The 26943-nt window shown below is 39.4% G+C and carries 27 protein-coding genes; 22 read left to right on the plus strand and 5 right to left on the minus strand.

The features are described from left to right. Positions 1–8 precede the first annotated feature (8 nt). The 5 genes from glgC (at position 9) to rluF (ending at position 6543) form a co-directional block, all read left to right on the plus strand. Positions 9–1310: a glucose-1-phosphate adenylyltransferase gene (gene glgC / locus H5200_RS14220; RefSeq protein WP_149980163.1), complete on the plus strand. Its 1302-nt coding sequence runs from the start codon at positions 9–11 to the stop codon at positions 1308–1310. 32 nt (positions 1311–1342) lie between these two features. After that, positions 1343–2884 (plus strand): glycogen synthase, encoded by a 1542-nt coding sequence (locus tag H5200_RS14225; protein ID WP_182718647.1) that lies wholly within the window; start codon positions 1343–1345, stop codon positions 2882–2884. A gap of 118 nt (positions 2885–3002) precedes the next feature. Then, complete coding sequence (locus tag H5200_RS14230; RefSeq protein ID WP_182718648.1) at positions 3003–4214, plus strand: EAL and HDOD domain-containing protein; 1212 nt, start codon at positions 3003–3005, stop codon at positions 4212–4214. Between the two features lie 16 nt (positions 4215–4230). After that, positions 4231–5316, plus strand: a complete 1086-nt coding sequence (locus H5200_RS14235; RefSeq protein WP_259398509.1) for a DUF418 domain-containing protein — start codon at positions 4231–4233, stop codon at positions 5314–5316. A 303-nt stretch (positions 5317–5619) separates the two neighbouring features. Next, the gene (rluF, locus tag H5200_RS14240; protein ID WP_182740061.1) at positions 5620–6543 is read left to right on the plus strand and encodes a 23S rRNA pseudouridine(2604) synthase RluF; all 924 of its coding nucleotides are present in this window, start codon (positions 5620–5622) and stop codon (positions 6541–6543) included. Positions 6544–6603: 60 nt separating this feature from the next. Here the strand turns inward: rluF and H5200_RS14245 are convergent, their stop codons facing one another. Then, positions 6604–9666 carry an efflux RND transporter permease subunit gene (locus H5200_RS14245; RefSeq protein ID WP_182761708.1) on the minus strand — a complete coding sequence of 1021 codons (3063 nt, stop codon included), beginning with the start codon at positions 9664–9666 and terminating at the stop codon, positions 6604–6606. A 1-nt stretch (position 9667) separates the two neighbouring features. After that, a complete protein-coding gene (locus H5200_RS14250; protein ID WP_145235892.1) occupies positions 9668–10750 on the minus strand; it encodes an efflux RND transporter periplasmic adaptor subunit in 1083 nt (360 codons plus the stop codon). A 122-nt stretch (positions 10751–10872) separates the two neighbouring features. Between H5200_RS14250 and H5200_RS14255 the strand changes: the two genes are divergently transcribed. Next, on the plus strand, positions 10873–11766 hold the full coding sequence (locus H5200_RS14255; RefSeq protein ID WP_145235888.1) for a LysR family transcriptional regulator: 894 nt from the start codon (positions 10873–10875) through the stop codon (positions 11764–11766). After that, positions 11767–12072: an MGMT family protein gene (locus tag H5200_RS14260; RefSeq protein ID WP_145235885.1), complete on the plus strand. Its 306-nt coding sequence runs from the start codon at positions 11767–11769 to the stop codon at positions 12070–12072. 9 nt (positions 12073–12081) lie between these two features. Here the strand turns inward: H5200_RS14260 and H5200_RS14265 are convergent, their stop codons facing one another. Continuing rightward, positions 12082–12720, minus strand: coding sequence for a hemolysin III family protein (locus H5200_RS14265; RefSeq protein WP_182761709.1), 639 nt, complete (start codon positions 12718–12720; stop codon positions 12082–12084). A gap of 255 nt (positions 12721–12975) precedes the next feature. Here H5200_RS14265 and H5200_RS14270 point away from each other — a divergent pair, with 255 nt between their 5' ends. The 15 genes from H5200_RS14270 to H5200_RS14340 all read left to right on the plus strand — a co-directional run bounded on the left by H5200_RS14270 (position 12976) and on the right by H5200_RS14340 (position 24213). After that, positions 12976–13266, plus strand: a complete 291-nt coding sequence (locus H5200_RS14270; protein ID WP_149980170.1) for a hypothetical protein — start codon at positions 12976–12978, stop codon at positions 13264–13266. A 213-nt stretch (positions 13267–13479) separates the two neighbouring features. Next, entirely contained in the window at positions 13480–14058 is a 579-nt protein-coding gene (locus tag H5200_RS14275; protein ID WP_182761710.1) for an LON peptidase substrate-binding domain-containing protein, read from the plus strand. Positions 14059–14124: 66 nt separating this feature from the next. After that, positions 14125–14748, plus strand: coding sequence for a sigma-70 family RNA polymerase sigma factor (locus tag H5200_RS14280; protein WP_182761718.1), 624 nt, complete (start codon positions 14125–14127; stop codon positions 14746–14748). Next, positions 14741–15403, plus strand: coding sequence for a ChrR family anti-sigma-E factor (locus tag H5200_RS14285; RefSeq protein WP_182761711.1), 663 nt, complete (start codon positions 14741–14743; stop codon positions 15401–15403). Before H5200_RS14280 ends, H5200_RS14285 begins: the two co-directional genes overlap by 8 nt. An 8-nt stretch (positions 15404–15411) precedes the next feature. Continuing rightward, entirely contained in the window at positions 15412–16365 is a 954-nt protein-coding gene (locus H5200_RS14290) for a DUF523 and DUF1722 domain-containing protein (protein WP_145235868.1), read from the plus strand. Beyond that, positions 16365–17759, plus strand: coding sequence for a deoxyribodipyrimidine photo-lyase (gene phrB / locus H5200_RS14295; RefSeq protein WP_149980173.1), 1395 nt, complete (start codon positions 16365–16367; stop codon positions 17757–17759). Before H5200_RS14290 ends, phrB begins: the two co-directional genes overlap by 1 nt. Position 17760: 1 nt before the next feature. Next, positions 17761–18189, plus strand: coding sequence for a nuclear transport factor 2 family protein (locus H5200_RS14300; protein WP_145235859.1), 429 nt, complete (start codon positions 17761–17763; stop codon positions 18187–18189). Next, positions 18189–18899, plus strand: coding sequence for an SDR family NAD(P)-dependent oxidoreductase (locus tag H5200_RS14305; protein ID WP_149980174.1), 711 nt, complete (start codon positions 18189–18191; stop codon positions 18897–18899). The genes H5200_RS14300 and H5200_RS14305 overlap by 1 nt, the downstream gene beginning before the upstream one ends. Further along, positions 18896–20152, plus strand: a complete 1257-nt coding sequence (locus H5200_RS14310; RefSeq protein WP_182761712.1) for an NAD(P)/FAD-dependent oxidoreductase — start codon at positions 18896–18898, stop codon at positions 20150–20152. The genes H5200_RS14305 and H5200_RS14310 overlap by 4 nt, the downstream gene beginning before the upstream one ends. After that, complete coding sequence (locus tag H5200_RS14315) at positions 20145–20879, plus strand: DUF1365 domain-containing protein (protein WP_182761713.1); 735 nt, start codon at positions 20145–20147, stop codon at positions 20877–20879. Before H5200_RS14310 ends, H5200_RS14315 begins: the two co-directional genes overlap by 8 nt. 26 nt (positions 20880–20905) lie before the next feature. Beyond that, positions 20906–22168 (plus strand): cyclopropane-fatty-acyl-phospholipid synthase family protein, encoded by a 1263-nt coding sequence (locus H5200_RS14320; RefSeq protein WP_182761714.1) that lies wholly within the window; start codon positions 20906–20908, stop codon positions 22166–22168. 19 nt (positions 22169–22187) lie between these two features. Beyond that, positions 22188–22658, plus strand: coding sequence for a DUF2878 domain-containing protein (locus H5200_RS14325; protein ID WP_310737047.1), 471 nt, complete (start codon positions 22188–22190; stop codon positions 22656–22658). Between the two features lie 44 nt (positions 22659–22702). Next, complete coding sequence (locus H5200_RS14330; protein ID WP_149980179.1) at positions 22703–23194, plus strand: chalcone isomerase family protein; 492 nt, start codon at positions 22703–22705, stop codon at positions 23192–23194. Position 23195: 1 nt separating this feature from the next. Beyond that, positions 23196–23729, plus strand: coding sequence for a DUF3833 domain-containing protein (locus H5200_RS14335; protein ID WP_149980180.1), 534 nt, complete (start codon positions 23196–23198; stop codon positions 23727–23729). Between the two features lie 208 nt (positions 23730–23937). Further along, complete coding sequence (locus tag H5200_RS14340) at positions 23938–24213, plus strand: HU family DNA-binding protein (protein ID WP_145235830.1); 276 nt, start codon at positions 23938–23940, stop codon at positions 24211–24213. A 69-nt stretch (positions 24214–24282) separates the two neighbouring features. Here H5200_RS14340 and ilvN read toward each other — a convergent pair whose 3' ends face one another. Together ilvN and H5200_RS14350 are read right to left on the minus strand one after the other, a co-directional pair. Continuing rightward, the gene (gene ilvN / locus H5200_RS14345) at positions 24283–24780 is read right to left on the minus strand and encodes an acetolactate synthase small subunit (RefSeq protein WP_149980181.1); all 498 of its coding nucleotides are present in this window, start codon (positions 24778–24780) and stop codon (positions 24283–24285) included. Beyond that, a complete protein-coding gene (locus H5200_RS14350) occupies positions 24780–26504 on the minus strand; it encodes an acetolactate synthase 3 large subunit (RefSeq protein WP_182761715.1) in 1725 nt (574 codons plus the stop codon). Before H5200_RS14350 ends, ilvN begins: the two co-directional genes overlap by 1 nt. Between the last annotated feature and the right edge of the window lie 439 nt (positions 26505–26943).

The raw sequence follows: 26943 nt of genomic DNA on the forward strand, positions 1-26943 counted from the left end.
GATAAATTATGCCAAGTTATGCAAATCGCTACATAAGTAGTCTGACACGAGAAACCTACGCACTGATTTTAGCAGGGGGCAGAGGTTCACGCTTACATGAATTAACAAACTGGCGGGCCAAACCGGCAGTTTATTTTGGTGGCAAACATCGTATTATCGATTTCCCGCTATCAAACTGTATTAATTCAGGTATTCGTCGTGTTGGGATTGCCACACAGTATAAATCGCACTCGCTGATCCGCCATGTCAACCGTGCATGGGGCCACTTTAAAAAAGAACTGGGTGAATCGGTAGAGATATTACCGGCATCACAGCGTTATGGTGACGAATGGTATTGCGGCACTGCAGATGCGGTGTTCCAAAATATGGATATTATTCGTCATGAGCTACCTAAGTATGTAATGATTTTATCTGGCGATCATGTTTACCGTATGGATTACGGCGGCTTATTGGCAAAACATGTTGAAACAGGTGCAGACATGACGGTGTGCTGTATTGAAGTTCCTTGCGAAGAAGCCGCAGAAACATTTGGTGTGATGACGGTAGATGAAGAGAAACGAGTACGTCGTTTTGATGAGAAACCGAAAATGCCAAGTTCAATTCCTGGTCGTCCGGGCACTTGTTTAGCGTCAATGGGTAATTATGTATTTAATACTGAGTTCTTATTTGAACAACTAAAAAAAGACGCAGAAAACGAAGGTTCAGGCCGTGATTTTGGTCATGATATTATTCCGGCAATTATTGAAGAGCATAATGTATTTGCTTTTCCATTTCGAGAGCCAGGTCATGACGGCCAACCTTATTGGCGTGATGTGGGTACACTTGACTCATTCTGGGAAGCAAACATGGAGCTGGTGATGCCAGAACCACAGCTGGATTTATACGATCCAACTTGGCCTATTTGGACTTACCAAGAACAACTGCCACCGGCTAAGTTTATTTTTGATAATGATGACAGACGTGGCATGGCTGTAGATTCAACCGTATCAGGCGGCTGTATTATTTCAGGCTCGGTGGTTCGTAAATCACTGTTATTCTCTAATGTACATATTCGCTCATACTGCGTCATTGAAGAGTCGGTGATATTACCAGGTGCGATTATTCAACGTAATTGCCGTATTCGCCGTGCTATTATCGACCGTGGATGTGAAGTGCCAGCCGGTGTTGAAATCGGTTTTGATCGTAAAGCAGACGAAGAAAATGGTTTCAGAGTATCTAAAAAGGGTATTGTGTTAGTGACCCGTGAAATGCTCACAGAACTTTCCAAAAAACTTGAGCGCCAAGAGCGTGAGAGTAAACAATTAGCTTAAAATATCATACAGTTGTAGGAAGTAAGAAAAAGATGCATGTATTAATGGTTGCGGCCGAAAATGACGCTTTACCAAATGCCAAAGTGGGTGGTGTTGCAGATGTACTACGAGATTGTCCCAAAGCATTAGCGGAGCTTGGCTTAACCGTTGATGTGGTTATTCCAGATTATGGTTTTACCACGTTAGAGCGTGTGCAATTAGGCACGCTCCATGTGCCCTTTGCCGGATATATCTATGATGTTCAAGTGTGGCAAGTATATGTTGATCAGCAGCAAGTCAGGCAATTAGTACTATCACATCCGTTATTTAGTCAGCACCATGGCGCTGTATACTGTAATGATGATGGTGACCGACCTTTTGCCACTGATGCCACTAAGTTTGCATTATTTAATGCTGCAGTGTGTGAAGCGCTATTGCAAGGTGTGATCACTCGTCCTGATGTGTTGCATTTGCATGATTGGCACAGCGCGTGTGTGGCGGTATTGTTAAAGTTTGATCATCGGTTTGCATCTTTTTCTTCTTTGCGCAGCGTATTTACAGTACACAATATTGCACTGCAAGGGATCCGCCCATTCAAAGGAGATGATTCAAGTTTAGAAGCATGGTTTCCGGCGTTAAGTTATAACGGCGAGATATTATGCGATCCGCGTTATCCTCATTGCTTTAATCCGATGCGCAGCGCTATCAATTTAGTTGATAAGATACATTTAGTATCTCCAAGCTACGCACAAGAAGTATTGCAAGCCAGTGAACCGCATAATGGTTTTTTTGGTGGTGAAGGCTTAGAGCGCGATTTGAATAATGCGATGGCGAACAATAAAGTCGTCGGAATATTAAATGGCTGTGAGTACACTGAGCACAACGCACAGTCAACCAGTACGCTATCACAATTATACTTTGAGATAGAGCAGGCATTGTTTGTTTGGATGGTTAAAGAAGTTAACCTGCAAAGCAGTTACTATATAGCTCATCAACGGTTACAGCAGTTCATTGAGCAGCCAGTTAAAGGGCCTTTAGTCACCAGTGTTGGACGCCTAACCGATCAAAAAGCTTTGTTACTGCGCCAACCCTACGAAAACCAGCAAGTGCTAGATGCATTGTGTGAAAAGTTAAATGAACAGCAAGGACGTATGATCATTTTAGGTTCCGGTGACACGGCCCTTGAAGATGTTATGACAGCCGCCATGGCACGAAATAGTAACTTATTATTTTTAAAGGGTTATGGTAATAGCGTTGGCGAATTACTGTATGAGTTAGGGGACTTATTCTTGATGCCTAGTTCCTTTGAGCCATGTGGTATTAGCCAAATGCTTGCTATGCGAGCAGGGCAGCCTTGCTTAGTACATCAAGTCGGTGGTTTAAAAGATACTATTACTCATTTGGAAAATGGTTTTAGCTTTAGTGGTGACACATTACAAACACAAAGCGAGGCGCTGGTAACGTGTTTTGCTAATACTCTTACTCTGAGACAAGAACAACCCAAACAATGGGATGAAATTGTCAGCAATGCTAAGGCTGCTCGCTTTACATGGTCTTATGTAGCAAAGGACTATATCAGTAAACTTTATAATTAATACTGCTATTTATCATCTTACTAGCTATAATGGATTGCAATAACATTATGATTTAGTTACTTAGTATTGTGTTTTATTTCGTAACTAACCATCAATAGTCGAGTTTAAGGGTGAAAAAGTGCAAGTATTTGTTGCGCGCCAAGCAATATTCAATCGTCAACAACATGTAGTTGCCTATGAATTATTGTTTCGTAATAGTACCAATAATTGTTTTCCAGATATTGACGAAAGCGTCGCAACAGCAAAACTGATCATGGAAAATCAGCTTAATTTTGGCACTCGACATATTACTGCTGGTAAAAAAGCACTGATTAATATCGGTCCTGATTCTTTAAAAATGGATTTATGTGCATTTTTGCCTTCGCAAGATGTGGTACTTGAGTTGCTCGAAACAATTGAGCCGACAGAAGAAAACTACCAGCTATGTCGTGCGCTGTTTCATAAAAACTTTGTGTTAGCACTTGACGATTTTGTATATGAGCCTAAGTGGGAAAGGTTTTTAAAACTTGTTAAATTAATCAAATTTGATATTCAAATAACTCCTTTGCAGCAAATTGAACCGATGATTCGACGGCTGCAAAAATACAAAAAGCTAAAGTTGCTTGCTGAAAAAGTCGAAACTATTGATGATTTTAAAATAGCTCATAAGATGGGCTTTGATTATTTTCAGGGTTATTTTTTTGCCAAGCCGGTAGTCATTCAACAAAAAGACATTGATATAAACTATGCATTAGCATTGACCATCTATGCACAAGTTATGAAAGAGCATCCTGATATCAATGCGATTGCGCGATTGTTTCAATTAGATACAGCGTTAGCATTTAAGTTATTAAGATTGATCAACAGCGGTGTGTTTCCTGTCCAAAAAGAAATAGAGTCACTCAAACAGGCTTTAGTCTATTTAGGCCATGATCATATAAAGAAGTTTGTTAGTTTGATCATTACCGCTCACGTTGGACAAACGAAACCTAACGAATTGATCAAAATGTGTATCATTCGGGCGCGATTTTGTGAGCTGATAGCGAAAAAGATAGCGCCTTCGCAAGCGAATAGTGCCTTTTTAACCGGTCTTTTTTCGTTGTTGGATGCAATATTAGATCGCCCAATGGAGCAATTACTCCTTCGTTTACCATTTCCAGAACCAATCAAAGACGCTCTAATGGAAGAAAAAAACACCCTGTATTATATCCTTGCAACAGTAAAAGCGTATGAATCAGGTAGCTGGTGGGCTATGGAGCAAGCAGTTGTATTTATTAACATAAATAGTGATTTACTGCCGAAGTTTTATCGAGATGCGCTAGACTGGTCAAACATACATAAGCACAACTAATAAGTCGAGCCCAATAATGCGTAATCAAAATATGGATGTTATTCGTGGTGTTGCTGTGCTTGGCTTAATGTACATGAATGCCTATTCCTTTGGTTTATTTGAATTTGGTTACGTACCATTACAGTCCCCGCCTTTTTCGGATCATGTTATTCAATGGGTGAGCCTTAGTGTTATTGACGGCCGCTTTCGCAGCTTATTTTGCTTACTCTTTGGTGCTGGCTTATATATTCAGTGGCAGCGTTACCAGCAGCTTGAGCAATTGCAAAAACGCTTAAAAGTATTGGCCGTGTTTGGTTTACTACATGGCTTTTTGTTGTGGGCTGGTGATATTTTGTTTATCTATGCATGCGCAGGTTGGTTGGTCATACAGTACCTTGATGCGAGTGACGAGATGTTATTAAAACGCGGTTGGCAATTTCTATCATTAGCCGCAGCGATAACGTTTTTGATAGCCTTAATTGACCCCACACTGACTATCTATCGAGATTCAGCCGATTTTTTAGCAAGTTATAATGCTTCACGAGGATCGGCATTAACTATTTTTGTCAATAATAGTGTGATGTTTATCGTGATGCTCATTGCACTTCCGCTGATCACTTTGTGGATGGCTGCAGGATTAATGCTATTCGGTATTTATGGCTATAAAAATAAACTGTTTGAGACTGGTTTAACTAAATTAAGCAAAATCAGAGTTTTGTCAATTGCGCTACTGTTAAGTGCGATTAGGATCAGTTTTGAATACCAATCTAGCTTATTTATTAGTGCATTAAAAGAACCCGTAAGCTGGTTTGCAGCATTATTCACAGCCCTATTAATTATTCATTTTGTGGTAATGCTGATGACAAAACATGACTTTCACTTTATTGCATTGCAGCGTGCAGGAAGGCTCGCATTAACTTTATATCTAATGCAAACTATTTGCTTGTTATTGTTGTTTAAAGTTTTTTATCCGCACTGGGTGCTAAGCTTTAATCATTTAGAATATTACGTATTAGTGAGTGGTTTAGTTATTTTTCAACTTAGTTTTAGTGTGATTTATTCGCGTTATTTTAAGCAAGGTCCAATGGAATTTATTTGGCGAAAGTATGCAAATGCTGCTTGAGTTGAAGCTACTGTAAATAGTGTGGTAATTTTTCACTGTCACTGCAGGTTAAAATTATCGCAAACCCATATACCGTAAAACAGAGCAATCGTTTAAGTATAAACAAACAGACTAGATGTTTGCTGTGAAAAGGCTAATTGTTGGTTTAACGGCGCTTTATACTGCGTTATTAATTTTAACAAGTGGCTTCTATTGTTTGCAATCTATGCCTTGTCTAAATCGCTTTTAAATTCAACTGAGCTCGCATCTTAAGGTGGTTTGGGTATACAATATCGGCCTTTAAAATTAATATGAATTTGGCCCATGACAGACTTAAAACGATTAAATAAATTTATTAGTGACACTGGTTTTTGTTCACGACGCGAAGCGGATAAATATATTGAAGATGGTCGTGTTACTGTCAATGGTATTCGACCGGAAATGGGTGTCAAAGTAGCATTGTCTGACACGGTACTGATTGATGGTAAGCCGCTGAAAAAAGTGCCGAAACGCGCGTACATCGCTTACAACAAACCCGTTGGTATAACCTGTACAACTGAGCGTAAAATTCAAAGTAATATCGTCAAAGCGGTTAACTACCCAGATCGTATTTTTCCAATTGGTCGCTTAGATCGCCCATCAGAAGGGTTGATTTTCCTGACAAATGAAGGAGATATCGTCAATAAAATCCTTCGTGCAGGCAATAATCATGAAAAAGAGTATGTTGTTACAGTCGACAAGCCATTAAATCGTCAGTTTGTGAATAAGATGGCAGGTGGTTTACCAATTTTAGGTACAGTCACGAAAAAATGCAAAGTTACACAAACAGGACCGCAACAATTTACTATTGTATTAACGCAAGGTTTGAATCGTCAAATTCGTCGTATGTGTGAGTACTTGGGCTATGAAGTGGTCACCTTAAAACGCGTACGTATCATGAATGTCACGTTAAAAGGCTTAAATGTTGGCCAGTGGCGCCATTTAACTGAGCAAGAAATGGCTGAGATTAATAACTCGATTGCCGACTCGGGCAAAACCGAGGAGTTATCAGTGGATGAGAACAAACAATCTGCGAATATCAGCAAGCCTAAACAAGCATGCACGCCTTACAAAGATAACGATAAAAAGCGTGATTTTGCTAAGCATGTCAAACAAGGCCGTTTTGATTCTAAAAATGACCAAATTAACGCCAAACCTGCAAGAAGAAATAGCACCACTCGAACCGGCACATTAAGCCTTAAAAAATAAGATCAAATTGTAAAACCAGGAACAACATAAATTGTGCTCCTGGTTTTATTTAAACCTCAGTTATTTTGCTTTTGGCACCTCAATTTTAAATAGCACGGTATAGAGCACCGGCACTACGATTAATGTCAGCACGGTTGCAAAGCCTAAACCAAACATAATCGTCACCGCCATTGATTGGAAAAACACATCAAATAATAATGGGATCATTCCTAAAATGGTGGTGATTGCTGCCATCGCAACGGGGCGCACACGGCTTACACCGGAATCAAATACTGCTTGATAAGGCTCTTTGCCTTCACTGAGCTCAAGGTTGATCTGATCAACCAACACAATGCCATTTTTAATCAACATACCGCTTAAGCTTAATAACCCAAGTAGCGCCATAAAACTAAATGCGGCGTTCATCACTAGCAAGCCGGCGCTGACACCGATGATTGCTAAAGGTACTGTGGCCCAAATAACCAGAGGTTTTTTTACTGAGTTAAATAGCAACACAGTGACTGCAAACATCGCTAAATAGCCCAAAGGTAACGAGCCAAAAATAGCTTTTTTTGCCTTTGTTGATGATTCAAACTCACCGCCCCATTGTAATTCATAGCCATTAGGGAGTTTAATTGCTTCAATACCTGGCCTGACTCTTGAAAATAGTTTAGCGGGTGTTTCATCGCCTATTACGTCATGATCGGCCATTACTGTAATAGTACGTTTGCGATCGCGGCGCATTATTAGGCTGTCTTCCCACTGTACAACAAACTCATCCACCACTTGAGTAACTGGCACGAATACGCCTAATACTGGGCTGTATATTTGTAGGTCACGGAGGCTTTCAACATTAAGACGCTCTTGTGCCGGTGAGCGGGCAATAATGGGGATCTGTTGAGTACCATCTTTGTAAATGCCGACTTTTTTACCGGAAAAACTGGTTAATAATAGTTGGTCCAAGTCTGTTTTAGCGATACCCAGACGCCGCGCTTTTTGTTCGTTAAGTTGCGGGCGAATGAGTTTTGAGCGTTCACGCCAATCATCACGAATATTATAAGCACTGGCATCTTTTGCTAGCACTTCTTTTGCTTGTTTAGCTAATTGGCGAAGCACTACTGGATCAGCCCCCGAAAAACGCGCTTCTATTTTAGCATCAGTAGAAGGGCCTATTTCCATACGTTTTATTTTAAGCTTGGCATCAAATACGTGGCTGTATTCATAGTCGCGAACTTTTGCAATCATCGTCGCCACTGCTTCGCGGTCTTTTACACGGATAATTAATTGACCATAAGCTGGGTATGATTTTTCAGGTGCGTAGGTCAACATAAACCGTGGTGCGCCTTGTCCTATCGTTGATGTTACTTCTTCGACCAGCTCATCTTTTTGTAAGAATGCTTCGAGTTTGGCGACGCCATCTAAAGTGGCATGAATATCAGCCCCTTGGGTATGCCAATAATCTACGTAAAACATTGGCGTGTTAGAAGCTGGAAAAAACGCTTGTTTAATAAACTTAAAGCCAAAAACAGAGCTAGCTAATAAAACGACCATCAACAATAAAGTGGTTTTACGAAAACGCATCGAGGTGCTTAATAAACTTTTATATAGATTAAAGATCACACCTTGATATGGATCTTCATCATGGCTTTGCTGCTTGAGCTCTGTTTCTTTGAACATTAAGTCAGCAAAGAAAGGAGTTAAGGTGATGGCAGTGATCCAGCTTAGTAATAATGAGATAAATAATACCCAAAATAAGCTGCCGGCAAATTCCCCACTAGCGTCAGAGCTTAAGCCAATTGGCGCAAATGCAGTAATCGCAATCACGGTTGCGCCAAGTAAAGGCCACTTTGTTTGCTCCACTATATTAGCCGCTGCTTTTATCTTTGTTTGCCCTCGCTTTAGGTTTATTAAAATCCCTTCGGTGACTACAATGGCATTATCAACCAACATTCCTAATGCAATGATCAGCGCACCTAAAGAGATTCGTTGTAAATCAATCGCAAACAGTTTCATGAAAATGAATGTACCTAATACGGTCAGCAATAAAATTGCCCCGATCAGTACGCCACTTTTAAAGCCCATAAAGACAAGCAGGACAACAATAACGATAGCGACAGCTTCGAGTAAGCTGATGATAAAGCCATTGACTGATTTTTCGACTTCAACAGGTTGGTTATAAACGGTATTTATTTCCATGCCATGGGGGCGTTGATATTCAAGCGATGCTAAATGCGCTTTAATGTTATCGCCTATATCCACAACGTTTACACCACTGCTAAACGATACGCCAACTAGTAAGGCTTGCTGCTGGTTAAAACGGATTACATTATTAGGTACTTCGGCGTATTCACGAAACACCGTTGCAACGTCACCGAGGTAAATCAGTTCATTTTCACCTGGTTTTGAGATCAGTAGATTTTCGAGCTCTTTTACGTCTTTGAATTCGCCTGTTGGGTGCAGTCTAATTGATTCATCGCCTACGCGTATTTTACCTGCATTCGATACGGTATTTTGTGATTGCAATAATTGATAAATTCTAGTTGGTGCAATACCAAGCTGCGCCAGCTTACGCGTCGATATTTCAACCATCACCTGTGCTTGTTGTTCACCACTGACGGTCACTTTACCTACGCCGTCAACGAGTACCAGTTCGCGCTTTAAGTAATCAACATAGTTTTTTAGTTCGTCATAAGAGTAACCATCGCCAGTGACGGCATACATTACGCCGTATACGTCGCCAAAATCATCTAAAATGGTACTTGGGTATACACCACTTGGCAGTGATGAAGCGTTATCGTTAATCTTGCGCCGTAGCTCATCCCAAATTTGTCGTAAGTCTTGTTTGCGATAGTTGCTTTTCATTTCAACGGTAATTTGTGATTTCCCTGGAGATGAAATGCTGGTTACGTAATCCACATACGGCAATTGTTGAATTGCATTTTCAATCGGAAAAGTAACTTCATCTTCTACCTGTTGTGGTGAAGCGCCAGGATATAAGGTGATCACCATGGCTTTTTTTATTGTAAATTCAGGGTCCTCAAGCTGACCAAGTCCTAAATAAGATACTACGCCACCGATTAATAGTAATAGCGCGCACATCCAACTGACGACCTTTTGTTTTATGGCAAGTTCAGCAATGCTCATTTTATAAGCCTCGCTCTTTTTGCCACGGACGTACTTGCATGCCTTCTTTAAGGTAGTGAACACCAGCCGCGACCACAGTTTGACCTTGCTCTAAACCAGCAAGCACTTCAATACCACGTCGATGTAATTGGCCAACTTCAACAGCTTGCTTTTTCACCTTGCCAGTCTGTGGATCGTATAGCCAGACATAGCTGTTATTAGTAGGCTGTGTTGGTTCAGAGAACACAGCTTCAACAGGGAGTAAAATATAGTGTGATTGCGAGTGAGTAACTTTACTTAGATCAATATCTACACTGCCGGTCATGCCTGCCAACAGGTTAAAATCTTTAGGCACTGGTAATGAAAATACCACCTTGTAAGTTAATGTGGCTGGATCTGCTTGGGTGTCGAATTCTTTAATCATTAAGGTATATGATTTATTTGGAAAACCGTCAAAAACCACGCTTGGCTGATAGTCAATGTCTTTATCAATACGGGCGATTAGTTTTTCGGGTACTTGAATGATCACATCCATTAAATCACGGGTTTCTAAGCGAAGAATGTTTTGTTTTGCTTGGATATTCTCAAAGTTTTTAACAAACACTTTGGAAACGGTGCCGCTAAAAGGGGCACGTAATTCGCTATTATCTAAGTTGGTTTTTGCAATTTTTAATGCCGACTCAGCTACCTGTTTATTGGCAAGTGCCTGATCAAGTTCGGATTGACTGGTAATTGATTTATTAAATAGTTTTTGTACGCGTTCAAGTTGCGAGTGCGCCAATTCAAAACGTGCTTTTCGCTCATCATATTGCAGTTGAAAATCTTCAGGGTCTAACTTGGCAAGGAGTTGATCTTTTTCAACATGTTGACCTGCCAATGCCGGGAACTCTAATAACTCACCGTTAACTCTAAACGCCAAATAAGAGCCTTGATTTGCCACTACTTCTGCCGGAAAACTGCGTATTGTCTGATCTGAGTTAGTATCAATTTCAAATAGTTTTACTGGACGAATAGCTTGTTCGACGTGAGTGTCGGTATTTGATTCTTTACAGGCGACTAAACTCAGTATTAATGTTGATATAATTAAAACTGGCGACAGTTTCATGGTCTTCTCCGTGGCTATGAAAACATAAATTAGATGCAGCATACGCCGCGAACATATAAAATAAAAATTATTAAATTTTAAAAAGATCATAAATAAAATTTATGATTTTAAGTTGGACCATTATGAACTTAGTGCAGTTAAAAATGCTTGATGCCATTGTTCGCACTCAAAGCTTGTCGCAAGCTGCTTTAGCACTGTATAAATCGCAACCAGCTTTAACGTTAGCTATTAAGAAACTTGAAGCTGAGCTTGGTTTTGAATTGTTAGATCGTAGCCATTATCGATTGCAATTAACTGAAAAGGGTCGTATTTATCATCGCGAAGCAGCATTATTATTAGATGCTCAGGCACATTTAGCACAACTGGCCAGTGAACTTGCACTTGGTAATGAAGCAAATTACAAAATTTGTTATGAGCAGTTATGTCACCAAGCACTGTATAACGATATTATTTGCAATGCTTTTGTTAAACATACCAGCACCGAGTTTAGTGTAACCAGCGGAAAACGTTTTGTTTCTCTTGAGCAAGTTAATAAAGGACAAGCAGACTTAGGGATTGGTCCGTGGTTTGATTTGTTTCATGCTACAGGCGATTTAGAAAGTTTACCGATTGGCAAGCTCGATATTGGTATTGTTAGTGTGACAGGATTAGTGCCAGATAAAGTAACTTATCAACAATTACAGAACTTTCCTTGTTTAGCGATGTTTGAAAGTGATATGAGTTTTGACTCTGATCGTTTATCGTATTCAAAAGGCTCTACCATGATGAAAATTGATGATATATCAACTTTAAAATCGTTTTTATTATCGGGAGCTGGCTGGGCAATGATGAGTTTAGCGCATTGTCAAAATGAACTTGAAAGTGGTGTATTACAACAAATTAAAATACTAGACAGAGAAAATACGTTTAGCGCACAGATCAGAGTATTCCGACAAAATGCCACTCATCATGGACCCGTGGCAAGAGCCGTGTGGCAAGATTTTAAGCAGTTAAGTAAAACGTTTTTAGGGTCGTAAATGCAAGCCAGTAAAGAAGACAAAATTTATACTGTGATGGCGAATATACCGCCAGGAAAAGTAGCCAGTTATGGACAAGTAGCGGCAATGGCAGGATTGCTAAATAATGCTCGGCTAGTAGGGCGGTTATTAAAGTTAATGCCAAAAGATTCAAGCATACCTTGGCATAGAGTGATCAACAGCCAAGGTAAAATTTCTTTTCCTGAAGGGACAGCGCAGTACCAAAAGCAATATCAATTACTGCAAAGTGAAGGCGTAATTTTTAAAAATGGTCGTGTTAATATGCGTCAATTTCAGTGGGACTAATTAAAAAATTTAACCGACCGTAATAATATAGCGGCTGATTGCAATATAGTGACAAACACAGCCTGCAATCACAAATACATGCCAAAGTGCGTGGCTATATTGACGACTTTTAGCACTATAAAAGAGTGTGCCGAGACTATACAAAATCCCTCCACTGAGTAACCACCATAGTGCGTTTACTGGCACATTTAAATAAAGCGGGTAGACAATTGCAACTGCAAACCAACCCATTAATAAATATGTTGATAAAGACACCTTTTTGTTTTGTTTTTTCACCATTAATTTATAGCACACTCCGCCAAGTGCTAAAGACCATATAAATACCAGCGTTAAAATCGACCAAATTCCGGTTAATGAGAGTACTAAAAAAGGGGTGTAAGTGCCTGCAATCAAAATATAAATAGCACAGTGGTCACATTTTTTATAAAAAGCCCGCGCACCTATGCTGCTACTGCTGTGATAAAGCGTAGATGATAAAAACAGCAACAATAAACTACCGCCATAAATAATTGCACTGACCGTTGCTTCAATCGTGTGTGTCTTGCCGGTAAGCTCCCACAATACAAACAGTGAAAATACAACGCCTGCGCCGTGAGACAAGCTATTAAGTTGCTCTTCTTTTTTAGAATAAGCGGGTTCAACCGACATCACATACTCATCGTAAAACATTAATATGGGTTTGAGTGTACAAGTGTACTCTGAAACTTTCAATGCTTATTTATTGACTATATTTTAGTATTTTTAACCACTTTGAATGGTTTTAAAATTCACATCATCAAAAGGTTATGCACTTATGTGATTTAAAGTGCATAAAAAACAATTGGTTAAAATTTATTTCGTGGTTGGCACAACCTTTGATTAAGTAATAGCGACTAACTTAATAACACAATAGGGAATACCATCATGAAAAGCATTATTAAACTATCTGTTGCAGCACTTTTGGTTGTTGGTTCTACACAAGCAAGTGCAAATGACGGTCAATTAGATATCACTCAAACGCTATCAAACAGCATTGCACATTATATTGAAAGTACGAGTGATGAATTACAAAGCAAATTAAAACAGTCATTGTTTAGTGATTCGCAAAAAATGTTAACTGAACTGCTTTCACAGCATAGTGAGCAATCAGCTAAAGTTGCGGAAAATACATCACAACTCGTTGCAACTAGCAATGCAGTAAAAGTTGAGGATTAAGGCAATGAGCAGCGAATTAGGATTATTAGCTTTAATGTTAGCACCTGTAGTGAGCTTATTAAGTGTGTATGCCTCAGTTGAATTATTACGCAACGTAGGGCAGTGGTTAAACATAGGCTAAGGGGATAGCGATAAGTAATAATCAGTAACGTTGATCTTATTTGCTGCGGTGCACGTAACGTAATGCATAGTTAAACTGATGTAGTAAGCCTTATGAAACGTGCAATCTTTCCATTACCGGTATTTATTCTACCAAGCGGGTATACGCGGTTACGTATCTTCGAACCTCGCTATCTTGATATGGTTAAAGAATCACTTAAAAATGATCATGGTTTCGTACTTTGCCAGTACGATGTTGATAGTTATCTCAACGTTCCTAGGTATGGATGCTTAGTTGATATTATTGACTTTTCACAAGATCAACAAGGACAACTATTAATTGATGTGGTGGCCAAATATGTGGTTGAGTTAACTGATATAACTCAAGATAAACAGCAACTGCGTTTCGGTCAGCTATCTGCACCTAAAACATCTCTTTGGTTTGAACAACCTCACAACTTAGAGCGCGATGATTCATATTTAGTAACGGCACTAGAGCAGTTGTTTGCTGCTAATCTAGAGTTAACCGATTTATACCGCCAGACACACTTTGATGATCTGAACTGGGTGCTTGCAAGATGGCTTGAATTATTACCTATTTCAATTGATAAAAAACAACAGCTTGCCTTTAAATCGGACTTTGCGAAGATCCACTCTTTCCTTCATACTGTGATTAATAACGAATTTTCCTAATTAATATGATCTTATTTTAGTTGCTCTGCGTATTGCACAAGCAAGAACACTAATAGGAATATTATGATGGTAAGTCAACAACTTTCAACACGTTGTGAACCTAACACAGGTAATTACACTGCCATGCCACAAACGCCAAGCAAAGAACTTGCAGATGCATTATCTGCGGTTGCAGCTAATCGTGATAAACACGCTTTTGCTTATTTATTTGCGTACTTTTCACCGAAAATAAAACGCTTTGGTATTAAGCAATTTAATTCAGAAGCGCAAGCGATGGAATTAGTGCAAGACACCCTTACCTCAGTGTGGCGAAAAGCACATCTTTATAATAATGATAAAGGTGCAGCTACAACGTGGGTATATACCGTAATGCGTAACGCATCATTTGATATGCTCAGAAAAATGAAAAGTAATAAAGAAGACAATATTAGCGAAGATATTTGGCCGCTAGTTGAGCAACATGATAATGCCGACTATGAATTTAGTGATCATCTTGAAAACCAGCAAATCAGAAATTACCTCGATAAATTACCTCAAGCTCAACGCGATGTTGTTAAAGGCGTTTATTTTCAAGATATGTCACAAGAGCAACTTGCAGATCAATTGAATATTCCAATTGGTACTGTGAAGTCACGTTTACGTTTAGCGTTACAAAAATTACGCAATGAAATGGGAGACCGCAATGATTAAACATCACCCAAGTGATGCGCTATTAGCGCAGTATTGTAATGCGTCATTACCGGCGAGTATCAGTGTTGCTGTCGCTATTCATCTTGACATGTGTAGTTGCTGTAAAGATAAAGTGCAACGCATTGAAGCGCAAAATGCTGTAGATGTGTTTGCGCATCATAATGAACAACTGCAAACTACAGATTTAGCTATTGATGAACTATCATTACTTGATGCAATTACCGCTGACGATAGTGTTGATGATGTATATAAAGTGACGCCACAAACTATCCTTGTCAATCAGCAAAATTATCAATTGCCTCGTGCTCTTGCCCGTATTTCACATAGTAAGTTTATGCAAATGGGTAAGTTATCACGTTCTCGTATCGCTCTCGATGATGGTGCGCTACGTTCGAGTTTGCTACACATAGATGCTGGTGGGGAAATCCCTGAACATACCCACACTGGTTTTGAACTGACTTTATTACTCGATGGTGAGTTTAGTGATGAAGACGATCATTATGTGCCTGGCGACTTTATGTGGCTCGATGGTCGTCATCAACACACTCCGATCACAGAAAAAGGCTGTTTATGTTACACAGTAGTCAGTAGTGCTCTACACTTTAATAAAGGACTGAGTAAGTTACTCAATCCAATTGGCAATTTGATTTACTAGGAGTGTATATGCAGCAATCGACTATTCAAATAGGCATCAGTGCATGCCTTGCAGGTGAGAAAGTTCGGTTTGATAGTGGCCATAAAAAATCAAATTTTTGCATGGATGAATTTGCTAAACATGTTGAATATAAGCGTTTTTGTCCTGAAGTGGCGGTAGGTCTACCGATCCCAAGACCGACAATTAGACAGGTTAAAGTAGGCACAACTATTAAAGTGTGCCGTCCTGACGGCAGTGGTGATGTTGGCCCACAATTGACAGAGTACGGTAAAAAAGTTGCCACAGAGCAGGCTGCACAATTAAGCGGCTTTGTTTTTTGTGCTAAAAGTCCAAGCTGCGGCATGGAACGGATCAAAATATACAATGAAGCAGGCACCGGTAATACATCAGAAGGCGTGGGTTTTTTTGCTGCGCAAATTATGGCTCACAACCCATTGTTACCGTGTGAAGAAAATGGTCGTTTAAATGATATGCACTTGCGTGAAAACTTTGTAATGCGAGTGTTTACTTATAAAAACTGGCAATTATTGCGTCAACAACCAGCAACCCTGCATAGGTTAACGCAGTTTCATGCGCAATATAAGTATTTGTTAATGGCTCACAATTATCAGGCATATAAAGATCTTGGTAATTTACTGGGCACCTATGTTGGCGATGATTTTGAGCAGCTTGCTGACGATTATATTGCAGGTTTAATGGCAGCGCTGAAAAGACCTGCCTCACGCAAAAATAACAGCAATACTTTAATGCACTTACAAGGCTACTTTAAAAAACATTTATCCAAAATTGAAAAAGAAGAGTTACGAGATGCAATTGATGAGTATCGCTCAGGTTTAGTGCCGCTGTATGTACCGCTGACACTCTTAAAACATCATTTGAAAGTACATCCAAACGAATACTTAGCAAAGCAAGTTTACTTCAACCCTTATCCTCACGAACTTAAATTACGCTACGGAATTTAATGAACACTGTATTTTGGTTTAGGCGCGATTTGCGCCTTTTTAATAATCATGCCCTTTATCAAGCAATCGACAATGGTTGTAAAGACGCTATATTTTTTATCACTGAGCAACAATGGCAACGCCATGGTGTTGCTTCAATACAAATTGATTTGCTAAAACGAAGGTTAAACTTCTTAGGTCAGTTACTAGCTGATAATGGCATCACCTTGCATATCATTGAAGCGGGTAATTACGCAGGATGTGTGCAGCAGTTAAGCGAATTCTGCCAGCGACATTCAGTAACGCAGTTATTTGCCAATAAAGAATATGAAATTAATGAAGTTGAGCGCGATAACGCATTTTTACATCATGCTGATGAACTTAAAGTATCAGTCACCTTGTTTGATGGTGACGTGGTTGCACCGCCTGGAACGGTACTGAATCAAAGTGGTGAGATGTTTAAGGTGTTCACCCCTTTTAAAAATGCCTGGCTGAAGCAATATCAAGATACTCATTTTTATTTTCAAGCCCCTCCGACAATGTTTAGCCCAATACCTTGGCAAGGTTCAGCGTTACTTACCGGTGATGATTCCTCACATAAGTGGCCAGTTGATGATGCGTCATTAAGTCAAATCTGTGCCCGCTTTATCAGCGATAAATTACTCAGTTATAAAGATCAGCGAGATATTCCAAGTATTAAAGGCACATCAGGCTTAAGTCCGTATTTAGCTTTAGGAATTGTCAGCGTTGAGCAATTAATTGCTCTTGTACAGCAACAATATGTCGATGTTTTAAGTAGCTCTAAAAGCAATTTATTTACTTGGGTCAACGAGTTAGTGTGGCGTGAGTTTTATCGTCATTTAATTGTGGCTTATCCAAAACTTAATAAATATAACAATTTTAATGAGAAATATGACCCAGTAAAGTGGCGAACTGATGAGGCTGATTTCACTGCTTGGTGTGAAGGTAAAACAGGCTACCCGCTTGTTGATGCCGCTATGAGGCAGCTTATTCAAACTGGCTGGATGCATAATCGCTTACGAATGGTGGTTGCCAGTTTCCTTACCAAACACTTGTTAATTGATTGGCGTAAAGGTGAACGTTTCTTTATGCAGCATTTGATCGATGGCGATTTAGCGTCTAACAATGGCGGTTGGCAATGGGCTGCAAGTACCGGGTGCGATGCCCAGCCATACTTTAGAATATTCAACCCGATTACTCAAAGTGAGCGATTTGATCCTGATGGTGATTTTATTCGTAAGTATATACCGGAGTTGGAAAATGTGCCGAATAAGCAAATTCATTTTCCACATGAATATTTAGCGAAAAGCGGCAAAGCAAAAGCAGTTTATTGGCCAGCAATCGTTGATCATAAAACCGCTCGTTTACGAGCGCTTGATGCATTTAAGGTATGATATGAGCAACCACAGAACAGATAAATTTATCGCGATATACCAAAAGCTAAGTAAAGAAAATCTACATTTACTGAGTGATATTTATGCTGCAGACATTCACTTTTCTGATCCATTGCATGAAGTCGATGGTTTAGCTGACTTACATCAATATTTTGCTAAACTTTATAGCAATGTTATTGAATGCACGTTTGATATCAGTGATGCTGTTAGTGTAGGCGATAATGCTTTTGTTTACTGGACTATGTATTATCGCCATCCAAAGCTTAGTAATGGCCAGCAAATAGCCGTAGCAGGCCATAGCAAGTTAACATTTACTGGTGACAAAATCAGCCTTCATAAAGACTACTTTGATGCTGGTGCATTACTTTATCGACATATCCCTATTCTCGGTTCAATTATTAAATACATAGATAATAAGGCAGCGGAATAATGATCACGCTTATAACAGGTGCAACATCAGGTATTGGTGAACAACTTGCGAAACTGTATGCGCAAGCCGGGGATACAGTGATCGCTTGTGGGCGTAACCAAGAAAAACTAAACGAACTTGCGCAACTAACGAATATTGAAAGTTGTCAGTTTGACGCTACTGATTTACAAGCAATACGAAGTAGCACTGTTGCTTATACGCAATTTGATCGCGTTATTCTTAATGCTGGCAATTGCGAGTATATAGATGATGCGCGTAATTTTGACAGTGCATTGTTTACCCGCGTTGTTACTACTAATTTGCTTTCGATGGGTTATTGTCTTGAGGCTTTATTACCGAAGATAAAGCCAGGTGGTCAGTTGGTGATTGTCAGTTCAAGCGTAACTTATTTACCGTTACCGCGCTCTGAGGCATATGGCGCATCAAAAGCTGGGGTCAGTTATTTAGCAAAAAGTTTAGCCATTGATTTAGATGATATTGACGTAACCTTAGTGCACCCAGGCTTTGTTAAAACACCGTTGACTCAAAAAAACGATTTTCCAATGCCAATGGCAGTTACTGCAGAAAAAGCGGCAAATTATATTATCAAAGGGGTCGCTAAGCGCCGCAAAGAGGTGCATTTTCCTTATCGTTTTACCCTTATTTTAAAATGTTTACGCATGTTGCCGCTGCCAATTTGGCTCATGCTCGCAAAAGGATTAAGTCGTTGAAAAAAATAGCAATTATAGGTTCTGGAATTGCAGGATTAAGCTGCGCGCAGTTGTTGCACAAAAAGTATGATATTACGGTATTTGAAAAGAACAACTACATTGGTGGGCACACCGCAACGATAGATATACAGGTTGATGGTGTTAAGCATGCTATTGATACTGGCTTTATTGTTTTTAATGATCGCACTTACCCTTATTTTGAAAAGCTGTTAAAGCGCATCGGCGTTGAACGACAACCGACAGAAATGAGTTTTAGTGTGCATAATCAGCAAACTGGTTTTGAATACAATGGCCACACTTTTGCCAGTTTGTTTGCTCAAAAGCGCAATATATTTCGTCCGCGTTTTTGGAAGTTACTTAGTGATATTGTGCGTTTTAACACGTTATGTAAAAAACTATATCATGACAACGACTACCAAAGTGAGCAGATGTTAGGTCAGTTGCTCGACCAACACGGTTTTAATGATTTTTTTCGTTACCATTATATTTTGCCAATGGGCGCGGCTATCTGGTCAACAAGTATTAAAGAAATGAGTAATGTTGGCGTTGAGTTTTTTGTAAAATTCTTTTTCAATCATGGCTTATTAGATATTACTAATCGTCCGCAGTGGTATGTTATTCCCGGTGGTTCAAGGGAATATATCAATCCATTGATCAGTGGTTTTAAAGATAAAATAAAATTGAACACGGATATACAGTCTATTTTTCGCACCCCAGAGCAAGTGTTGATCCGATTGAAAAATGGTACCGTTGAGCAATTTGATAAAGTGATTTTTGCTTGTCATTCTGATCAAGCTCTCGCTTTAATTGAAAACCCAAGCACAGATGAAAAAGCAATTTTATCAGCCATTCCCTACACTGAAAATTCAGTGATTTTGCATACTGACACTGCTTTGCTGCCAAAACGTAAAGCCGCATGGGCCAGTTGGAATTATCTACTTACCGATAATCTTGATAAAGCTGCTGTTGTAACTTATCAAATGAATATTTTGCAAGGCATAACAAGTAAAACGCAATTTTGTGTCACGCTTAATCACCGCGAGGGAATTGATAAAACTAAAATACTCCGAGAATTTACGTATCATCATCCAGTATTCAATAAAACGTCTATTGCTGCTCAGCAACAGAAACAGCTTATTGATGGAGCCAACAACAGTTATTTTTGTGGCGCTTATTGGTATAACGGATTTCACGAAGACGGCGTGAAAAGCGCTGTAGATGTTGCTCGCAAACTTGGGGTTGAATTTGAATAGTGCACTTTTAATCGGTGATGTTCGTCATCACCGATTAGCAATTAAAGCGCATAGCTTTAATTATCAGTTGTACATGATGTGGGTTGATCTTAATGCTCCTCAGCAACTTGATGGTGTTCACCCTTGGCTTGGAACAACAGGCTTTAAAGCACTTAAATTTAAACAATCCGATTATCTTAATCGTGATTTAGATACTCAACAACCAATCAAACAACGAGCAATTAATAAAATTGTTGAGCTGGGGATTACTGATCCGTTTAGTAATGTCTATATGCTCGGACAGCTGCGCTGTTTTGGGGTGTATTTTAGCCCAGTTAACTTTTTCTTCTATGAAACGGCTGATGGCGATTTTCCCTATATGGTCGCTGAAGTGAGTAATACCCCCTGGAACGAGCGACACTATTACTTGGTTGATTTACACAAGAAAGTGAACTTTAAAAAGGCTTTCTCCGTATCACCATTTATGAATTTAGATATGGATTACCACTGGAAAGTGCGTTTAACAAAGCACAATACTATGATCCATATAGAAAATAAAAAAGATAATACGCTATTATTTACTGCCAGTTTGCGTTTACAACGCCAGTCACTCAGTCGTGCTGCGGTTACTGCGTTACTGAAACGTTTTCCTGCCATGACCATCACTGTGATGAAAGGAATTTACGTACAGGCGTTTAAACTATTTTGTAAGCGAGTGCCTTTTTTAGGTCACTCAGGCAAGAATTGATAAGCTAAAATAACGAAGGTCATGAGATGGAAAAAGTATCCAGTTTAGCTGATAACGCATCAAGTAGCTTGTTAAGTAAGCTGTATAAAAAGTTAGTTATTGGTGCGTTTGATAGCATTGAAGTTGGCGCAATTACCCTAGTTGATGGTAACGACGTTCAACACTTTGGTGATCCTCAAAGTCACTTGCAGGCTAAAGTAGTTGTGAATAATCCGGCAATGTATAAAGCATTTGCGCTCTCTGGCAGTGTCGGAGCTGGCGAAGCTTATATTTTAGGCCAGTGGGAATGTACTAACTTAACTCAGTTGATTGAAATTTTTGCCATTAATCAGGCTCAACTGGACCAATTTGAACGTAAGTTTGCGTTTATTAGTAATCTTTATAATCGAATAAACCACCGTAAAAACAAGAATTCTGAGCATGGTTCAAAGAAAAATATTGTTGCTCATTACGATTTAGGCAATGAGTTGTATTCATCATTTTTAAGCACTGAAATGCTTTACTCAAGCGCTGTATACCCATCAAAAGATGCTTCTCTTGAGCAAGCACAAAGCCATAAGCTTGATTTAATCTGCCAACAAGTAGATTTACAACCCGGTGAAACGGTTATTGAAATTGGCACAGGGTGGGGAGCGTTTGCCATTCATGCTGCAACACATTATGACTGCCACGTTACTACTACAACTATTTCTGATGAGCAACATGCGTTTGTGGCAGAAAAAATTACCCAGTTGGGGCTTGAAGATAAGATAACCTTATTGAAACAAGATTATCGTTTACTCGAAGGCAGTTACGATAAGCTAGTGTCAATAGAAATGATAGAAGCGGTTGGTCATGAATACCTACCCAGCTTTTTCAAAAAATGTAATGACTTACTCAAAGACAGTGGTGCAATGCTGATCCAAGCAATTACAATTGCTGATCAACGCTATCAACATTACCTGAAAAATTCTGATTTTATTCAGCAGTATATCTTCCCTGGTGGTTGTTTACCGTGTATTGATGAAATGAATAAGCAAATAAAAAGTCAATCAGACATGGTGGTACATAGTATTAACGATATCGGCGTTCATTATGCAAGAACCTTAGCTGATTGGCGCACACGGTTTATCGCAAGCTGGCCAGAAATCGACAAAGTTAAGTTCGACCAGCGCTTTTATCGATTATGGTTATTTTACTTAGCTTACTGTGAAGGCGCATTTAGGGCGCGAGTAACCAGTACAGTGCATTTAGTTGCCCGTAAGCCGCGTTTTAACCATTCAAGTGATGACATTGCGCTCAGTTATTAATTTTTTGCTGTTTCAAGGAGTGTGGTTTTTAGCATTATTCCTTGAGCAGCGCGCTATCATACCGATTTTATTAATCATCATAGTGATGTTATGTCTGTCGCAACAAAAGCAACAAGATATGCTGTTACTGTGCTATGGCTTAATGATCTCGTTAAGCTTTGAATATTTGATGGTTGAGGTTGGCTTTTTATCTTTTAGTATATCGCCCTTTCCATTGTGGTTTGTATTACTTTGGTGTGCTTTACTGTTAACCATCAATACATCAATGCAATTTTTGCATCGCACGCCTTGGTATTTAGCGCTGTTGCTCTGTGCGGTTTTTGCCCCCGCAAGTTATATTGCTGGTGCACGCTTTGGGGCGTTAGAGGTTCATCCTGTAGTTTGGCAATTTTGGCTTATATATGGTTTAGCTTGGTCGTTTATGTTCAATTTTATCAGGATGATAAATACATACAGCAAAAAGTACCTGTTAGTTTCTGAACATAAATGAACATACAGGTGTAACTATTTAACTTAGAAACTTGGAGTCCGGTAATGATAGCAAGATTAACTAAAGGGCTAATTATTTTAAGTGTATTGGTATGCAGCCGAAGCTTTGCTGCTGATTTTAAAGTGGTCGGTGAGGCTCGTTTTGAGTATTTATTTTGGGATGTTTATCAGGCGCAGTTAGCAACCCCATCGGGGATCTATCAGTTTGGCAATCACCCCACTAAACTGACATTGACCTATTTACGCGATTTTGCTGCCAAGGACATAATCAAAGCGACGAACGAACAATGGCAGCATTTGGGCAAAAAAGAGATCATTAAAAAATACGATGCACAGTTAGCTGCGCTTTGGCCGGATATCAAAAAAGGTGAATCGCTATCGTTCATTACTGATGAAAATGGTATTGGCACATTTTATTTTAATGATAAAAAGCTAGGGGCTATAGAGCAAAGTGGTTTTGCGGATGACTTTTTAGCTATTTGGCTTGATGCTAATACCTCTGAGCCACAGATGCGAAAACAACTAATAGGGCAATAACATGAAGCGAATTACTATATTATTTTTACTTAGTTGCACATTTTTATTAAGTAGCTGTGCTGCGCCAGATGTTGAGTATTACCAAGGAAGTCAGCCAGAATTTAATTTTAAACAATTTTTTAATGGCAAATTGAAAGCCTATGGCGTTGTCCAAGACTTTAAAGGTGAAGTAACCCGTAAGATGGTCGTTGACATGAATGCGAGTTGGGATGGCAATAACGGCGTTATAGAGGAAGATTTCGTTTACGACGATGGTGAAACCCAACGCCGAGTGTGGAAAATAACACTCAATGCTGACAATACTTTAACTGGCACTGCAGGTGATGTGATAGGTATCGCGAAAGGAAAAAGTAATGGCAGTGTATTTCATTGGCAATATACCCTTAAATTACCCTATGGAGATGACACCATTGAAGTTAATTTAGATGATTGGATGTATCTGGTAACACAATCGCGCTTGATTAACCGTACAGCTATTGATAAGTTTGGCATTGAGGTTGGGGAAGTGACCTTAGTTATCGAAAAAGTTGAATGATAAACAAATTGTCATATTGCTTTATTAAATAGTGCTTAAATTCATTGTTGGTTAATCTTTAAATCAATATTTATTTCGGCAATTATTTAAAATTTACTCATTTTTTAAGAATTTACGCGAAAAAAGCATTTTGCTGTTGCCAATACTTAAAAAATGCATAAAGATAGGTTTTGCGAAGGCAAAATAATAACGAATAGGAATTTAACAAATGAATAAAGCTCAATTAGTTGAAAAAATCGCTACTGATGCAGAAATCTCTAAAGCAGCAGCTACACGCGCACTTGACGCATTCACTGGTGCTGTTACTTCTTCTTTAAAAGAAGGTAATTCAGTTGCACTAGTTGGTTTTGGTACTTTCTCTGTAAAAGAGCGTGCTGCACGTACTGGCCGTAACCCACAAACTGGTGCCGAAATCCAAATTTCAGCGGCAACTATCCCAAGCTTTAAAGCAGGTAAAGGTCTTAAAGATCAAGTTAATCCTTAATCAATTAGATTGGTTAAATAAAAAAGGGCTAATTAGCCCTTTTTTTGTATCTGCTCATTAATCTAAGGTTTAAGCTTTTAGTGCTTTATCACCGCGGCCAATACCTACCGCACCAGAGCGTACAACTTCAATTATGTCTGTCTCATGACGTAAGGTATCTAAAAACGATTCAATTTTATCTGTGCTACTAACAAGCTGCAATGTGTAGCTGTTGCGACCCATGTCTAAAATAGCACCTTGGAATACATCGACCACTCGCGTTACTGCCGCTCTTTTAGCTTCATCTTGAGCGAATACTTTTACTAATAGCAGCTCACGTTCAATATGCGCCATTTCAGTTAGATCAATAATTTTTAATACATCAACTAATTTATTAACCTGTTTAGTGATTTGCTCAACCACACGGTCATCACCCATGGTAGTGATAGTAATACGTGATAAAGAATGATCGTCTGTTGTGCCAACGGTTAAACTATCGATGTTATAAGCTCGTTGTGAGAATAGGCCAACAATACGCGACAATGAGCCTGGTTCATTCTCAAGTAAAATAGATAATATACGACGCATTATGCTTTCACTCCTTTACGTAACCACATTTCATCAACTGCTCCAAGCTTAATTTGCATTGGGTATACATGTTCATTTTCATCAACAAGAATATCTAAAAACACTAAACGGTCAGTGATCGACATGGCTTTATCGATTGCGGGCTGTAGTTCATCAAGAGTATTAACGCGAATACCGACATGGCCATAACTTTCAGCAAGTTTGACGAAATCAGGTAACGATTCCATATACGACGATGAGTGACGACCGCCATAGACCATATCTTGCCATTGACGCACCATACCCAGAGAGCGGTTATTCAGTGACACCACTTTTACAGCCAAGTTATATTGTAAACATGTCGAAAGTTCTTGAATGTTCATTTGAATCGAACCATCACCGGTGACACACACTGACTCTTTATCCGGGAACGCAAGTTTTACTCCCATTGCCGCTGGCAGACCAAAGCCCATAGTGCCAAGACCCCCTGAGTTGATCCATTGGCGCGGGTTTTTAAACGGGTAGTACTGCGCCGCAAACATCTGATGCTGACCTACATCAGAGCTTATATAGGCATCACCATTGGTAGCTTTATAAATTGCTTCAATGACGGCCTGAGGCTTTATTTTATCGCCCGCGGTGCTGTAGCTTAAACATTTTTGTTCACGCCAGCTAATGATCTGACGCCACCAATCTTCTTGAGCACTACGATCAATTTTGATTGGACTTTTATCTATGGCTGTCTGTAATTGCTCAAGTACGGTTGATAAACAACCGACGACTGGAATGTGGGCTTTGATCGTTTTTGAAATAGAGGTCGGATCAACATCAACATGAACAATCGTCGCATTGGGACAAAATTTCTTCACGTTATTGGTTACCCTGTCATCAAATCGGGCGCCTAGAGCTAAGATCACATCGGCATTTGCCATCGCCTTATTTGCTTCAAGGCTCCCGTGCATACCTAGCATACCAACGAAATTAGGGTGAACCCCGGAAATACCGCCCAATCCCATTAAGGTATTAGTGATTGGTGCATTGAGTGATTCAACCAAATGAGTCAGTTGCTCTGAAGTGTTAGAAATAATAATCCCGCCACCAGAGTAAATGACCAGTTTTTTAGCTTCTAAAATAGCGGCAACGGCTTTGCGAATTTGCTTTGGGTGGCCTTTGGTATTTGGGCTATAGGTTCTCAGCTCTGTGGTTGCTGGAAACTCAAAATCCAATTTAAGTGCAGGGTTTAACATATCTTTTGGCAGTTCTACGACCACAGGACCTGGGCGTCCAGTACTTGCAATATAAAATGCTTTAGCCAAAATTTTAGGAATATCTTTTGCGCTACGACAGTTAAAACTGTGTTTTACGATTGGCCGAGAGCAACCAACAATATCGGTTTCTTGAAATGCATCATCACCAATTAAGTTAGTCGGCACTTGACCGGATAGCACTACCATAGGAATAGAATCCATATAGGCTGTAGCGATCCCCGTGATACAGTTTGTCGCACCTGGACCTGATGTTGCTAATACTACGCCCACTTCACCTGTGGCACGTGCATAACCATCAGCCATATGGGTTGCTGCTTGTTCATGACGAACTAAAATATGCTCAACATCATCTTGCTGAAATAATGCATCATAAAGATCTAATACTGAGCCACCGGGGTAGCCAAATATATATTTTACCTTCAATGCCTTTAATGCCTGAACAACTAGTTCGGAGCCATTATATTGTTGTGTACTCATCCTCATTCCTCTGTGTGCCTGTTACCGATTGATTATTATCATGAGTAATAATGTGCTATTGCACGCACTCCCCATTTATTCTGTGCAATTACCGTATAATTTAAATGCATAAAAAAACCCCCGCTTAGGGCGGGGGTTTTTAAAAAGCTATTTCACCTTCTAATACATCCCCGCTGGGCTTAAAACTAAGACCAGTACGAGTACGGTGACTAGGTGAAATTGATATTTCATAACGTTATTTTTCTTCTCGGTATTTGTTATATAAGTTCAAATGAGTTATTGCGCTGAGATAGCCGAATAACTCATTTAGTCTACAAATTTAATAGTCTTATTTTTAAAGGTTTTGCCAGCTAATGTCAACAGCCAAAACGGCAATGTTGCATTAAAATTCCAAATTAATTGTTTTTATATTTAAAAGTTGCTTTAAATTGCATTTTTA

The organism is Pseudoalteromonas sp. SG43-7 (genome assembly GCF_014164295.1).
GTDB classification, from domain to species: Bacteria; Pseudomonadota; Gammaproteobacteria; order Enterobacterales; family Alteromonadaceae; genus Pseudoalteromonas; species Pseudoalteromonas rhizosphaerae.

Bases quoted from the DNA above. Each gene is read 5' to 3' on its own strand.
- H5200_RS14270 (WP_149980170.1), top strand. From the start codon at position 12,976: ATGAAAAGCATTATTAAACTATCTGTTGCAGCACTTTTGGTTGTTGGT.
- H5200_RS14330 (WP_149980179.1), top strand. From the start codon at position 22,703: ATGATAGCAAGATTAACTAAAGGGCTAATTATTTTAAGTGTATTGGTA.
- H5200_RS14280 (WP_182761718.1), top strand. From the start codon at position 14,125: ATGGTAAGTCAACAACTTTCAACACGTTGTGAACCTAACACAGGTAAT.
- rluF (WP_182740061.1), top strand. From the start codon at position 5,620: ATGACAGACTTAAAACGATTAAATAAATTTATTAGTGACACTGGTTTT.
- H5200_RS14235 (WP_259398509.1), top strand. From the start codon at position 4,231: ATGCGTAATCAAAATATGGATGTTATTCGTGGTGTTGCTGTGCTTGGC.
- H5200_RS14285 (WP_182761711.1), top strand. From the start codon at position 14,741: ATGATTAAACATCACCCAAGTGATGCGCTATTAGCGCAGTATTGTAAT.
- H5200_RS14245 (WP_182761708.1), bottom strand. From the start codon at position 9,666: ATGAGCATTGCTGAACTTGCCATAAAACAAAAGGTCGTCAGTTGGATG.
- H5200_RS14335 (WP_149980180.1), top strand. From the start codon at position 23,196: ATGAAGCGAATTACTATATTATTTTTACTTAGTTGCACATTTTTATTA.
- H5200_RS14260 (WP_145235885.1), top strand. From the start codon at position 11,767: ATGCAAGCCAGTAAAGAAGACAAAATTTATACTGTGATGGCGAATATA.
- H5200_RS14340 (WP_145235830.1), top strand. From the start codon at position 23,938: ATGAATAAAGCTCAATTAGTTGAAAAAATCGCTACTGATGCAGAAATC.
- H5200_RS14320 (WP_182761714.1), top strand. From the start codon at position 20,906: ATGGAAAAAGTATCCAGTTTAGCTGATAACGCATCAAGTAGCTTGTTA.
- phrB (WP_149980173.1), top strand. From the start codon at position 16,365: ATGAACACTGTATTTTGGTTTAGGCGCGATTTGCGCCTTTTTAATAAT.
- glgC (WP_149980163.1), top strand. From the start codon at position 9: ATGCCAAGTTATGCAAATCGCTACATAAGTAGTCTGACACGAGAAACC.
- H5200_RS14305 (WP_149980174.1), top strand. From the start codon at position 18,189: ATGATCACGCTTATAACAGGTGCAACATCAGGTATTGGTGAACAACTT.
- H5200_RS14250 (WP_145235892.1), bottom strand. From the start codon at position 10,750: ATGAAACTGTCGCCAGTTTTAATTATATCAACATTAATACTGAGTTTA.
- ilvN (WP_149980181.1), bottom strand. From the start codon at position 24,780: ATGCGTCGTATATTATCTATTTTACTTGAGAATGAACCAGGCTCATTG.
- H5200_RS14265 (WP_182761709.1), bottom strand. From the start codon at position 12,720: ATGTCGGTTGAACCCGCTTATTCTAAAAAAGAAGAGCAACTTAATAGC.
- H5200_RS14275 (WP_182761710.1), top strand. From the start codon at position 13,480: ATGAAACGTGCAATCTTTCCATTACCGGTATTTATTCTACCAAGCGGG.
- H5200_RS14225 (WP_182718647.1), top strand. From the start codon at position 1,343: ATGCATGTATTAATGGTTGCGGCCGAAAATGACGCTTTACCAAATGCC.
- H5200_RS14255 (WP_145235888.1), top strand. From the start codon at position 10,873: ATGAACTTAGTGCAGTTAAAAATGCTTGATGCCATTGTTCGCACTCAA.
- H5200_RS14300 (WP_145235859.1), top strand. From the start codon at position 17,761: ATGAGCAACCACAGAACAGATAAATTTATCGCGATATACCAAAAGCTA.
- H5200_RS14290 (WP_145235868.1), top strand. From the start codon at position 15,412: ATGCAGCAATCGACTATTCAAATAGGCATCAGTGCATGCCTTGCAGGT.
- H5200_RS14350 (WP_182761715.1), bottom strand. From the start codon at position 26,504: ATGAGTACACAACAATATAATGGCTCCGAACTAGTTGTTCAGGCATTA.